We start from the raw sequence: 12656 nt of genomic DNA, 5'->3' as shown, positions 1-12656 counted from the left end.
TCCCCTTGGCCTACGTCTGTGTGCGCCTCACCCCACCGCTTACGGAACAACGATGGTGTCGCCCGGACGGAGGAAGAGTTCCTGGGTGTCCTTGGGAGAGACCAGGTCGCTGTAGCGCACCGGGATCTGCCCGCCCTGGCCGTCGTTGCGGATGACGACGATGCCGTCCGAGTTGGCGAAGTCCGTGAAGCCGCCCGCCAGGGCAATCGCCTGGATGAGCGAGACGCGCCCACGCAGCGGATACGCGCCCGGGTGCGCCACCTCACCGGTGACGAACACGCGGCTGCTGTTCACCTCGCGGAGGATGACCGTCACGCGCGGCTCTTGCACGTACGGCTTGAGGCGCTCCTTGATCTCCTCGCCCAGCTCGGTGGGCGTCTTGCCCGCGGCCATGACATCCCCCGTCATGGGCATGGAGATGTAACCATCTGGACGGACCGGCAAGGTGCGAGACAGGTCTCCATCCCGCCACACGGCGATGTCCAGCACGTCCTCACGGCCGATGCGGTACGGATGGTCCGAGTTGTCCACCTTCACCGCAGGCTTGTGGGAGCATCCCGCCAGGAGCAGACCGCCCACCACCGCCCAGAGCCTCACCCGAGTCTTGCTCATCGTTCTCTTCTCCTCAGTCACGTGTGTCCACGCCACCGCTCAGGCTCCATACGGAAGCAAGAGCCAGATGGCCTCGGCGCGGTTTCAATAGCACCGGCTGTGCCAAGGTCCCGGGGAGAGAAAACCATTGGATCATCAGTGGTTACGAAATGCCCACTGCGGGATGGCCCTGCGGAGCGGGAAAAATTTCCGACAGGCAACGTGGGATCTGCTCCCTGTTTGCAGCCGCTCCCCCTCCTACCTGGGAAAAAGATTCGCCTCGGTGGTCAACGCGGTGGTCAACACATGTTCCCGCCCAAGGCGCGATGGTCTGGCACATGGATTGAAGAGACTCTGCTCGCAACAAAGCCAGGGTGAAGAGCCCGGATGATCAGGAGCGTGCGATGAGAAAGGTGGCGGGGGCGATGGTGGCGGCGTTCATGGCAGGCGGAGGAGTCATGGCTCTGATGGGCGCGGTGATCGGCCCTCTGGCGGAGGCCGCTGTCCTGAGCATGGTGGGGGTGAGCCTCTATGCCAGCAGCACGATGCTCCAGGCCCGCGAGTCGGTGCCGGAAGGAACCATGGCCAAGGAGGCCTAGCCCTCCTGTCGCAGGCGCCCCCTTCTGAGACTGGGGGGCCATAGCGCGGCCCGGTTCCGGTAACGGGCGGGCCGGCTCCAGTAAGAGTTTCTCCCTGAGGCGGCGCCTCAACGGTCGAAGCGCCACCCTGGGTCCTGGGGCAGGCAGCCAGGCAAGTGCCCGGTGTCAAACCCTCCGGTGCTTCCCGCCTGTCCCCGGCACCTCCACTCTCCTTGCGGGTTGTCCGCAAGGGAGGGTGCCGTGAAGCCCACGAAACATGTCTCACCGGGTCTGGGAGCCCAGCCCGTCGACGAGGGCCGTACGGCATTCCGGGTGTGGGCGCCGCAGCGCCGCACCGTCGACGTCTGCCTGATGGAGCTGGGAGGCCTGCGCTACCTGCCCCTCGAGCGCACCGCAGGCGGCTACTTCGAGGCGGCGCTGCCAGTGCCCGTGGGCGCGCTCTACAAGTACCGCCTGGATGGGGGAGACGCCTTTCCGGATCCCTGCTCGCGCTTCCAGCCCGAAGGCCCCCACGGGCCCTCCCGCATCGTGGCGCCTCAGAAGTACGCATGGAAGGACGCGGCGTGGCGCGGCCTGGCCTCCATGAAGGGCCAGGTCTTCTATGAGCTGCACGTCGGCACCTTCACCCCGGAGGGCACCTACGCGGCCGCGGCGGCCAAGCTGCCGCTCCTGAAGGACCTGGGCATCACGGTGGTGGAGCTGATGCCCCTGCACACCTTCCCCGGCCGCTTCAACTGGGGCTACGACGGGGTGACGCTGTTCGCCCCCTGCGCCGTGTACGGGGAACCGGATGACCTGCGGCGGCTGGTGGACGAAGCCCACCGGCTGGGGCTCGGCATCATCCTGGACGTCGTCTACAACCACCTCGGCCCGGACGGGAACTTCCTGAGCCAGTTCTCCCAGGGCTACTTCAACCCGAAGTACCCGAACGAGTGGGGAGACCCGACCAACTTCGATGACGGCGAGGCGGCGGGGCCCTCGCGCGAGTTCTTCATCCAGAACGCCTGCATGTGGGTGTCCGAGTACCACTTCGACGGCCTGCGGCTGGATGCCACGCAGAGCCTGTACGACGCCTCCCCCCGGCACATCGTCACCGAGCTGGTGGAGCGCACGCGCGCGGCGGCGGGCTCCCGGGGCCTGCTGCTCATCGCCGAGAACGAGCCGCAGGATGTGAAGATGGTGACGCCCGCGGCCCAGGGTGGGAACGGCGCGGACGGTCTGTGGGTAGATGATTTCCACCACACCGCGCGCGTGGCGGCCCAGGGGCGCTCCGAGGCGTACCTCATGGACTACCAGGGCACCGCCCAGGAGCTGCTCTCCTGTGCCCTGCGCAACTCCCTGTACCAGGGGCAGTACTACCGCTGGCAGAAGAAGTGCCGCGGCTCGCCCCTGCTGCACACCCCCCCTGAGCACATCGTCTTCTACCTGCAGAACCATGATCAGCTCGCCAACACCCTGCGCGGACAGCGGCTCCAGTTGTGTGCCGGTGCCGCCCGGGCACGCGCCCTAACCACCTTGTTCCTGCTGCTCCCACAGACACCCATGGTGTTCATGGGCCAGGAGTTCTTCGCCTCCACGCCCTTCCTTTACTTCGTGGACCACAAGCCCGAGCTGCAGAAGCTCGTCCACAAGGGGCGCAACGAGTTCCTCTCCCAGTTCCCCAGTGCCAAGCAGGCGCTGGAGGAGGGCCACGAGGTGCCGGTGGGCGAAGCGTCCTTCCGGGCTTCCAAGCTGGATTGGTCCGAGCGGGAGCGGAACCGGGAAGCGCTGGATCTGCATCGAGACTTGCTGCGGCTGCGCCGGGAAGACCCGGTGCTGTCCGCGCAGGACCCCCGCCGCATCGCCGGGGCAGTGCTGTCCAAGACGGCGCTGGTGCTGCGCTACTTCGGCACCGGGCAGGAGGGCGACCGCCTGCTCCTGCTCAACCTGGGCACGGGGATGGACTTGGAGCCCTGCCCCGAACCACTTCTCGCACCCCCAGTGGGAAAAATCTGGAGGCCCCTGCTGTCTTCAGAGCACGTTCGCTACGGGGGTCTGGGTGCCGCCCCCACCCTCCCGGAAGCAGGACGGATGCTCATGCCCGGCCAGACCGCGCTCGTGTTGACGAGTGACGAGGAGAAGACCCCGTGACCCCTGTGGATACCGCCCCGTCCCTGCCGCGCCTCGGCTTCGAATGGCCCCAGGGGCCTGGACTCTCCGAAGTGATGACCCGCGAGTGGCTCGTCACCAATGGGCGCGGGGGGTATGCCTCCGGCACGGTCGCGGGCTGCAATACCCGGCGCTACCACGGCCTGTTCACCCCCAACCTGCCCGGGCGCGGCCGGACGGTGCTGCTCGCCCGGCTGGCCGAAGAGGCCCAGGCCGATGGGCAGACCTTCTCCCTCTCGGCCGAGGAGCATGTAGGCGAACAGCCCTCGCAGGAGGGGGTTGGCCTGCTGCGCGGCTTCCACCTGGATGGGCTGATTCCCGTCTGGGATTACGCGCTCGGCCCATCCCGGCTGCGCCGCACGTTGATGATGGTGCACGGCCAGAACACGCTCTTCGTCCTGTGGGAGCACGTGTCGGGGCCCGAGGTCCTCCTGCGGCTGCGCCCCTTCCCGGTGATGCGCCCCCATGACGGGCCGCTCTCGGCGCCCACGAAAGAAGAGCCCATCGTGCGCATGCAGGGGCCGCTGGTGGAGCTGCAAGCCACCCCGGAGGCGCCGCCCCTGCGCATGCGCCTCTACTCGCAGTGCGCCGCCCCCTTCGTGGGCCTGAGCCAGGCCTCGCCTCCGATGTTCTTCCGGACGGAGCAGCGCCGGGGGTATGACCACCAGGAGGTGCAGCGCAGCCCGGGCTACTTCGAGTGCACCGTGCGCGCGGGCGAAGTCCTGGCGCTGGGAATCACCACGGACGAGATGTGGGCCCTCGACCGGGATCCGGTACAGGCGTTCGAGCGGGAGCGGGAGCGGGAGCAGAAGCTGCTGAGCCGGGCCCCGGCGGAAGCCCAGACGGGGATTCCCGCGCGCCTGGTGCTGGCGGCCGACCAGTTCATCATCGCCCCTACCCGCCCCATGGACGACGCGTGGTCCCACTCGGTGGGCCAGGACACGCGCAGCATCATCGCCGGCTACCACTGGTTCACCGACTGGGGCCGGGACACGATGATTTCCCATGCGGGGCTCACCCTGAGCACCGGCCGGTACCGGGAGGCGGCGGCCATCCTGCGCACCTTCCAGCACTACGTGAAGGACGGCCTCATCCCCAACTACTTCCCGGACGGGGAGAACGAGGGCGTGTACCACACGGCCGACGCCACCCTCTGGTTCTTCCACGCGGTGGACCGGTACGTGGAGACCACGGGCGACGAGGCGCTGCTGCGGGACTTGTTCCCCACCCTGGCGGGCATTGTGGAGCGGCACCAGAAGGGCACCCGCTTCCACATCGGCGTGGACCCGGCGGACGGGCTGCTGCGGCAGGGCGCGGAGGGCTACCAGCTCACCTGGATGGACGCCAAGGTGGATGGCTGGGTCGTCACCCCCCGGCGCGGCAAGGCGGTGGAAATCAATGCCCTGTGGTTCAACGCGCTGCGGTTGATGGCCATGTGGGCCGAGCGCCTGGGCGGAGACGCCAAGGGCTACATGGGCGCGGCGGAGCGGGTGTACGGCGCCTTCAACAAGCGCTTCTGGAATCCGGCCACCGGCTGCCTCTTCGACGTGGTGGATGGAGAGGACGGGCGGGATGACCCGGCCATCCGGCCCAACCAGGTCTTCGCCATCTCCCTGCGCTTCCCGGTGCTGCGGCGCGAGCGCTGGGACGGGGTGCTGAAGATCGTCCACGATCAGCTGCTGACGCCGGTGGGGCTGCGAAGCCTGGCGCCCGGCCACCCGGACTACAAGGCGAAGTACGACGGCGACCTGCGGGCCCGGGACGCGGCCTACCACCAGGGCACGGTGTGGGGCTGGCTCATCGGCCACTACATCGACGCGACGCTGAAGGTGAACCCGGACATCCAGGCGGCGCGCGCGCTGCTGGTGGGCCTGGAGCACCACTTGGAACACGAGGGCGTGGGACAGATCAGCGAGATCTTCGATGCCACGGAGCCGTACCTGCCCCGGGGCTGCATCGCCCAGGCGTGGAGCGTGGCCGAGGCCCTACGGGTCTTCCTGAAGACCCACGTCACGTGACGGACCGGGGCGAGGCCTTGGAGGAAGGCCTCGCCTCCGCCTACCGGCTGGGTAGAGTGCGCCGCCATGGCGAAGACCCAGTACTGGTTGATCAAGAGCGAGCCTTCCGTCTACGCGTACGCGCAGCTCGAGAAGGACGGCGAGACGGAGTGGACCGGGATACGCAGCTTCGAGGCGCGCAACAACCTCCGGGCCATGCGGCCCGGGGACCTGTGCCTCTATTACCACTCGAACGAGGACAAGGCCGTGGTGGCCGTGGCGCAGGTGCTCACCGGGGCAGGCCCGGACTCCACGGCCCCCGGCGAGGACTGGGCCTCGGTGAGGGTGGGCCCGGTGGTGGCCTTGGCCTCTCCCGTGACGCTGGCCACCGTCAAGAAGACGGCCTCTTTGAAAGACTTTCCTCTCATCACCCGGAGCCGGCTCAGCGTGACGCCCATCACGGCGGCGCATTTCAAACTCATCCTGAAATTGGGAGGGACAGCGCTCCCGAAGGCGTCCCAACCCGGTTAGTGTCTTGGCATATGGCAGATCTTCCGGACATCTCTCGCCTCCGCGCGGACATCGAGCGCATCGACACGGAAATCATGGACGCCCTGCGCAGGCGCATGAACCTGGCGGACGACATCGCCCGGACGAAGGTGGCCGACGCCTCGCCGCTCCGGGATCCGCCCCGCGAAGATCTGATCCTCCACCGGGTGCGCGAGGTGGCCACGGCGCACGGGTTGGATCCACACGAAGTCGAGCGCATCTACCGCATCATCATGGACATGTCGGTGGCCCGGCAGCAGGCGCTCATCCAGCGGCTGGACACCACGCCGCTGCGCGTGGGCTACCCCGGCATCGAGGGCTCCTACAGCCACCTGGCCGCGCGCCAGCGCTACAAAGGCCGCAGCGGCGGCGTCCTGCTCACGGGCCTGGAGACGGGCCGCGAGGTGCTGGAGGCGCTGCGCCGGGGGGCGCTGGACCTCGCGCTGTTGCCCATCGAGAACACCTCCGCCGGCAGCATGAACGAGACGTACGATTTGCTGGCCGAGGGGGGCGCGGTCATCATCGGCGAGCTGGTGAGCCAGGTGGATCACCGCCTGCTGGGGCTGCCCGGCACCCGGCTGGAGGAAGTCCGCACGGTGCTCTCCCACCCCCAGGCCATCTCGCAGTGCGAGGCCTTCCTGCGCAAGGTGCCGTGGATCCGTCCCCTGCCCGAGTACGACACCAGCGCCGCGGCCCTGAAGGTGCGCGAGCGCAATGATCCGACCGTGGCGGCCATCGCCAGCGAGAGCGCCGCCCAGCGCTTCGGCCTGGAGGTGCTGGTGCGGGACATCCAGCCCTCCACGGGCAACTACACGCGCTTCGTGGAGGTGAGCCGCGAGGCCGCGCCCATTCCCGCGGACGCCCACTGCAAGACGTCCCTGATGGTGGTGCTGGAGCACCGGCCCGGAACCCTGGGCCAGGTCCTGACGGCGCTGTCCCAGCGGGGGGTGAACCTGGCCAAGCTGGAGTCCCGTCCCATCCCGGGACAGCCCTGGCGCTACCGCTTCTACCTGGACCTGGAGGGCCACGCGGCGGACGCGCCCCTCGTCGCGGCGCTCCAGGATCTCCAGCCCCTCACCTCGTCGATGCGGCTGCTGGGCACCTACCCCCGGGTGGAAGGCCTTCATGAGTGAGCTGCGGATCGCCTTCCAGGGGGAGCGCGGCGCCTATGGCGAGCAGGCCACGCGCGCGCTCTTCGGCCCGGGCGTGGAGGCGGTGCCCGTGTCCTCGTTCCGCGCCGTCTTCGAGGCCGTCACCGCGGGCCAGGTGGACGGGGGCGTGGTGCCGGTGGAGAACGTGCTCGCGGGCTCCGTCACCGAGAACGTGGACCTGCTGCTGGAGTTCGCCCTGTCCATCACTGGCGAGCTGGCGCTGCCCATCCGGCACTGTCTGCTCGCGCCTCCGGGCACGGCGCTGGAGGGGCTGGAGCGCGCCCTCTCCCACCCCCAGGCCCTGGCCCAGTGTGCCACCTTCCTGCGCCAGCGCGGCATCACCCCCGTGGCGGAGGCCGACACCGCGGGCAGCGCCCGGCGCGTCGCGGAGCTGGCTCCCCCGCGCACCGCCGCCATCGCCAGCCGGACCGCCGCGGAGCTCTACGGCCTGGAGGTGCTGATGGAGGGCATCGAGGACGCCCCGGGCAACCACACCCGCTTCGTCGCGATGGGAGCCGTTCCCCCGCAACCCGGCCCTCGGAGCAAGACGGCGGTGGCTTTCACCCTGGAGCACCACCCGGGCACGCTCCACCGGGTGCTGGGGGTGTTCGCCACGCGGGGGGTGAGCATCCTGCGGATGGAGTCACGCCCCCGGCGGCGGCCCTGGGAATACGTCTTCTGCCTCGACCTGGAGGGCGCGCGGGAGGAGCCTGGGCTGGCCGCGGCGCTCGACGAGGCCGCGCGCCTGTGCCAGTCGTTCCGCGTCCTGGGCAGCTACCGCGTCTCGGCCTGAGCGCTCAGCCCCGAGCCGTTCCCGCCCGGGCTTTTAGCCCACGGACCTCAAGCGGGAGGCCAGCAGGAGGTAGTGCTGACTCTTCTCTGCATCACCCAGGTGCGACCAGACGTCCGCCAGCGCCCTCGCCGCATCGATGAAAGAGGGGTGGTACTGAAGGGCCAGCTCGAAGGCATGGCGGGCGTGGCGGTAGCGCGCCTTGTCCGGGCGCCGGCCCCCGCGGTGGAGCAGCGCCTGGCCCAGTTGGAAGACCTCCACGGCGGCGGCCTCCCGGTAATGGGTCTCCGGGTTGAGCTGGAAGGCCCGCTCGAAGAGCATGGACGCGGACTCGGGCTCGTCCAGCTCCAGCTGGCAGACGGCGGCGTTGCGGTAATTGTCGGGGCTGGAGGGGTCCAGCTCGATGGCGCGCTCGAAACAGGGCAGCGCCTCCTTCGCCCGCCCCAGCCGGGCCAGCGAGAAGCCCTTGGCGCTCAGGGCCGGAGAATGTTTCGGATCTTCGGCCAACACCTTGTCGAAGGCCTGGAGCGCGGCGGGGTGATCTCCCGCCATCGAGCGGGTGACACCTTCGTTGAATGTCGCCAACAACCTGTGAGACATCCCTGGTCCTCTCATCGGAGTCGCACCCTTCGGTTTTTCACGCTGTTCTCACGCAGCGTGACAGGCGCCCGCCGGGCTGAAAAGACAGCTTTACGAACACCCCCGCCGCGGCCTGGAAGACGCGCTAATACGCTAGGACACGGTCCCTGGGGGCCGGGATCCGGCGAGCCCCTCCGCCTCGAGCACCGCCGTGAAGCCGGTGGTGAAATCCGGATACCGGGGCCTCCAGCCCAAGGCCTTGAGCTGGGCGTTGCTCACGGCCCGGTCCCCGCGAAGGGTCTCATGCAGGCTCTCCAGCGGCACCGTGGGCGGCAACGGCAGCGCCAGCCGCTCGCAGAGCCATGCGGCCGTCTCCCCTTGCGTCGCGGCGCGATCATCGGCGACGCAGTAGAGCCCTCCGGGCTCCCCCCGCTCCAGCACCACGCGGATGGCCTCCACCAGGTCCTCCACGTGGACGCGTGAGAGCCGGCCTCCACCGCCCTCGGGCAGGCGGTGCGTCCCCGCCAGCAGCCGCGTGTGCATGCCCCGGCCCGGGCCGTAGATTCCGGCGATGCGCAGCACGCTGGCGCCCAGCGGACGGAACAGCGCCTCCGCCGCGAGGCGCCCCTGTGCGGCGGGAGAGGCCGAACTGACGGGGGTGGCCTCGTCCACGGCGCCACGCGTGCCGGCGTAGACGCCCGTCGAGGACAGGTACACCCACCGGGACGGGCGGTGCCGGCCCAGCACCTCGGCGAGCCTGCCATCGAGCCCCGCCTCGGGCGGAATGGAGCTGACCACATGGGCCCCCTCCACGTGCGCCAGCGCTTCCTCCACGGAGCAGACCCGGGCCCCCATCCGCTCCAGCTCCGCCCGGCGCTGGGGGTCCCTCGTGGCGGCGATCAGCGCCCTTCCCGGGAATGTCCGCGCAAGCCGCGTGAGCGTGTAGCCAGAACCCAGCAGAACGAGGGGCGGAGCCATGCCCCGTCGATACCGGGCCGCCTCTCCGCGCGCAAGGCGTCCCCGGGCGCACCGGGATGCACGCCACCGGACAGCCGCCCCTTGCCGCAGCGCGGCAATCCTCCCACGGAAGAAGCCGGGAGCAGTACCCTGCCCCCGGCTTCCGGTCATCCGTCACATCGGTTCAGAGGGGCTCAGAACTCCGCGCTGGCGCGTGGGTCCACGATGCCGCACTCCTTGATCTTGTAGAGCAGCGCCTTGTAGCTGATGCGCAGCTTGCCGGCCGCCTTGCGCTTGTTCCAGGCGGTGCGCTGGAGCATGGAGAGGATGGCCTCGCGCTCGGCCAGCATCGCCGCCCGCTTGCCAATGTCCTTCAGCGACATCTCGGCCACGGGCATGGTGAGCGGGGGCGGAGGCGGCTGCGGCATGTCGAACGGGTTGGCGTAGCGCGGCTGCGGGGTGGCGCTCGCGAAGAGCTCCGAGAGCCCCTGCGCCGGGCTGGCCGGGGCGGACGTGCCGCCGCGCGAGGGCATCTCCAGCACCTGCGTGGAGGCCACGGGGGCCGCCGCGCGCACCACGGGCTCGGGCTCGGGCTCCGGCGCACGGACCGGCGCCGCGCCGTCATCCCCCGCGTAGGAGGTGGGCAGGGACGGAGCGCTCGCGGGAGTCCGGCCCTGGCGCAACTCGTCCAGCACCAGCGTCGGGTCCTTCAGCACGCACAGGCGGCGCACCATGTTCTCCAGCTCGCGCACGTTGCCCGGCCACTCGTACTCGGTGAAGGCGCGGAGCACCTCCGAGGGCAGCTCCGAGACGCCCTGGATGTAGTTGCGCCCATACTTCTTGAGGAAGTGGTCCGTCAGCGGCACCACGTCCTCCATGCGCTCGCGCAGGGCGGGCAGGCGGATGGCCACCACGTTGAGGCGGTAGTAGAGGTCCTCGCGGAAGTTGCCCAGGGCGATCTCCTTCTCGAGATCGCGGTTGGTGGCCACCACCACGCGGCTGTCCACGCGGACGCTCTTCTTGCCGCCTACGCGGAAGAACTCCTCGTCCTGCAGCACCTGGAGCAGCTTGGCCTGGAGCCGGATGGCCATCTCGCCAATCTCGTCCAGGAAGATGGTGCCCTGGTCCGCCAGCTCGAACTTGCCCGGCTTCTCCGCCGTCGCGCCCGTGAAGGCGCCGCGCTCGTGGCCGAACAGCTCGCTCTCCAGCAGCTCGCCGGGCAGCGCCGCGCAGTTCACCTTGATGAAGGGCTTGTTGCGGCGCTGGCTGCGCGCGTGGATCTCCCGGGCGATCACTTCCTTGCCCGTACCCGACTCGCCCAGCAGCAGCACCGGCACGTCCGTGTCGGCGATGCGCTCCACGAGAGCGCGCGCCCGGCGCATGGCCGGCGAGGTGGAGATGATGGCGCGCGCCTCGCCCGCGCCCTCCAGCACCGGAGCGGCCGGACGGGCCGGGGTCGGCGCCACGGCCTGCCGCGCCGGAGCCCGCGTCCCGAGCGCCCGGGCCAGCACGTCCTCCAGCTCGTCATTGCCAAAGGGCTTGGCCAGGTAGTCGCTGGCCCCCAGCTTCATGGCCCGCACCGCGTCATCCGCGCCCGACAGGGCCGACAGGACGATGACCGGCGCCCCGCCGCCCGCGCTCCGGTAGCGCCGCAGCACTTCCAGACCGCTCATCTCCGGCATCACCACGTCCAGCAGCACCGCGTCGAACGAGCCGCCCTCCAGCATCTCCAGGGCCTGCGCCCCGCTGGCCGCACAGCGCACCTGGTACCCCGCGTTCCCCAGCAGCTCTCCCAGGAACGTCCGCACCGACTCCTCGTCATCCACCACCAGCACCGCGATCCGATCCATCCCCTGGCTCCCCTCGCCCTTACAAAAAAAGTGTCAGCGCAACCCCCGTAGGGGCCCCCCGCCTCACACCGAAAGTCCTTAAACCGATACCCGGCTCATCCCCACATCCCAGCGGCGCGCCTCGCGCGACCGCCGCCTCATCTCCTGGATCGCCCCGTTCAACAGCTGCGCGGGGGTCCCCACCATGTCCGGAAAGCTCACGGCTCCCAGCAACAACGAGGTCTTCAACGCCTTGCCCTCCACCTGAAACCGCGCCAGCTCGAACCGCGTGGCGATGCGCGCGAGCAGCCCCGGCAGGGCTTCCTCTTCCATGGCCGGCAGCAGCAGGGCGAACTCCTCGTCCGACACGCGCGCCACCACATCGGACTCGCGCACCGTCTGCCCCAGCACCACCGCGGTGTAGACCAACAGCCGCTCCCCCATGGCCTCGCCGTGCTGCTTGCAGAACCCCCGGTACCCCTGGGGCGCGCACGCCAGCACCGAGAAGGGGCCCCCGTAGCGCTCGGAGCGCCGCGCTTCCTGGCCGATCATCGCCAGCAGGAACTGCTTGTTGTAGACGCCGGTGAGCTCATCGTGCAGCGCCGAGCCCGCCTCCGTCTCCCCGGACTCCTTGGCGCGCAGCACCGCATCGCGCAGCCGCAGCACCGATTGCAGCCGGAGCGCCAGCTCGCTGCCGGACAGGTTGCGCGGCACCATGTCCACGCCCAGGCCCTTCTCCAGGCAGAACCGCCACGCCTCGGGCTGGTCCGGGTCCATCAGGTAGAACAGGGGCACGGTGACTTCGCCCAGCTGCCGCAGCCTGCGCACCACGGCCACCGCCGCGAAGTCCGGCGGGTGCACGGCGAGCACCACCGCATCGGGCCGGACGACCTCGAAGATGGGAACGACGGCCTCGAAGCGCGTCAGCGGCACCACCCGGAACCCCGCCTCCCCGAGCAGGGCCCGGGTCTTCTCCAGCTCCTCGGCCCGCGGCTCCACCAGGAGCACGGTCGGCTGAAGTCCCGACTTCCCACGATGCTTGCGCGTCACCGACAAGACCCCGACCTCCCTGCCTCAGTCAGAACTTTCTTCCTCACTGCCCCGCCGTCCCTACCAAATTACAGCCCTGCCCCCTCGCCCACCCCGTCCATCCCCTTGAAGTTCCAGCAGAAGGGTACTTCGTTACTCATCCCGTGCCGGGGAATGAGCAACCTGTGTGCCATTCAGCACCTGGAGCAGGTAAGCCTCCAGCTCCGCCTCCTCCACGCGGTGCTTGAAGGCGGCCTGCCCGTTGATGAACACCACGGGGATGTCATAGCGGTAGGCAGCCACCAGCGCCGGATCCTCCAGGATGCTGATGAGCCTCAGTTCGAAGGGGATGCGAGCGCGCACCCGCTCCACCACCTCCAGGGCCGCGTCGCACAGCGAGCAAGCGGGTTTCGAGTAGATATCCACCCTCATGCGTT

At 69.6% G+C, this 12656-nt stretch carries 12 protein-coding genes; 6 read left to right on the top strand and 6 right to left on the bottom strand.

From position 1 onward, the window contains the following. Positions 1-39 precede the first annotated feature (39 nt). Positions 40-612 carry a polysaccharide biosynthesis/export family protein gene (locus KY661_RS18410; protein WP_075010012.1) on the bottom strand — a complete coding sequence of 191 codons (573 nt, stop codon included), beginning with the start codon at positions 610-612 and terminating at the stop codon, positions 40-42. Between the two features lie 383 nt (positions 613-995). On the opposite strand from KY661_RS18410, the gene KY661_RS18405 reads away from it, so the two are divergent. From KY661_RS18405 to pheA (KY661_RS18380), 6 genes are all read left to right on the top strand, one after another. Beyond that, positions 996-1190, top strand: coding sequence for a complement resistance protein TraT (locus tag KY661_RS18405; RefSeq protein ID WP_225411442.1), 195 nt, complete (start codon positions 996-998; stop codon positions 1188-1190). Positions 1191-1430: 240 nt separating this feature from the next. Beyond that, positions 1431-3320, top strand: coding sequence for a malto-oligosyltrehalose trehalohydrolase (gene treZ, locus KY661_RS18400; protein ID WP_225411441.1), 1890 nt, complete (start codon positions 1431-1433; stop codon positions 3318-3320). Next, on the top strand, positions 3317-5356 hold the full coding sequence (locus tag KY661_RS18395) for an amylo-alpha-1,6-glucosidase (protein ID WP_225411440.1): 2040 nt from the start codon (positions 3317-3319) through the stop codon (positions 5354-5356). Before treZ ends, KY661_RS18395 begins: the two co-directional genes overlap by 4 nt. 66 nt (positions 5357-5422) lie before the next feature. After that, on the top strand, positions 5423-5866 hold the full coding sequence (locus tag KY661_RS18390) for an EVE domain-containing protein (RefSeq protein WP_225411439.1): 444 nt from the start codon (positions 5423-5425) through the stop codon (positions 5864-5866). Between the two features lie 11 nt (positions 5867-5877). Further along, positions 5878-7017 carry a prephenate dehydratase gene (pheA, locus tag KY661_RS18385; RefSeq protein WP_075010008.1) on the top strand — a complete coding sequence of 380 codons (1140 nt, stop codon included), beginning with the start codon at positions 5878-5880 and terminating at the stop codon, positions 7015-7017. Continuing rightward, entirely contained in the window at positions 7010-7828 is an 819-nt protein-coding gene (pheA, locus tag KY661_RS18380; protein ID WP_225411438.1) for a prephenate dehydratase, read from the top strand. Before pheA (KY661_RS18385) ends, pheA (KY661_RS18380) begins: the two co-directional genes overlap by 8 nt. Before the next feature lie 33 nt (positions 7829-7861). Here the strand turns inward: pheA (KY661_RS18380) and KY661_RS18375 are convergent, their stop codons facing one another. The 5 genes from KY661_RS18375 to KY661_RS18355 form a co-directional block, all read right to left on the bottom strand. After that, positions 7862-8377 carry a tetratricopeptide repeat protein gene (locus KY661_RS18375; RefSeq protein ID WP_317987280.1) on the bottom strand — a complete coding sequence of 172 codons (516 nt, stop codon included), beginning with the start codon at positions 8375-8377 and terminating at the stop codon, positions 7862-7864. Positions 8378-8557: 180 nt separating this feature from the next. Then, positions 8558-9382, bottom strand: a complete 825-nt coding sequence (locus KY661_RS18370; protein WP_225411436.1) for an NAD-dependent epimerase/dehydratase family protein — start codon at positions 9380-9382, stop codon at positions 8558-8560. Positions 9383-9555: 173 nt separating this feature from the next. Then, positions 9556-11211 carry a sigma 54-interacting transcriptional regulator gene (locus KY661_RS18365; protein WP_225411435.1) on the bottom strand — a complete coding sequence of 552 codons (1656 nt, stop codon included), beginning with the start codon at positions 11209-11211 and terminating at the stop codon, positions 9556-9558. Positions 11212-11289: 78 nt separating this feature from the next. Further along, positions 11290-12246 (bottom strand): GGDEF domain-containing protein, encoded by a 957-nt coding sequence (locus tag KY661_RS18360; RefSeq protein ID WP_225411434.1) that lies wholly within the window; start codon positions 12244-12246, stop codon positions 11290-11292. 126 nt (positions 12247-12372) lie between these two features. Continuing rightward, positions 12373-12651 (bottom strand): glutaredoxin family protein, encoded by a 279-nt coding sequence (locus KY661_RS18355; RefSeq protein WP_225411433.1) that lies wholly within the window; start codon positions 12649-12651, stop codon positions 12373-12375. Between the last annotated feature and the right edge of the window lie 5 nt (positions 12652-12656).

Source organism: Allostigmatella hybrida (assembly GCF_020103775.1).
Classification (GTDB): Bacteria; Myxococcota; Myxococcia; order Myxococcales; family Myxococcaceae; genus Hyalangium; species Hyalangium aurantiaca.
The sequence above is the reverse complement of the archived record's forward strand: the minus strand, read 5'-3'. Positions and strand labels throughout refer to the sequence as shown.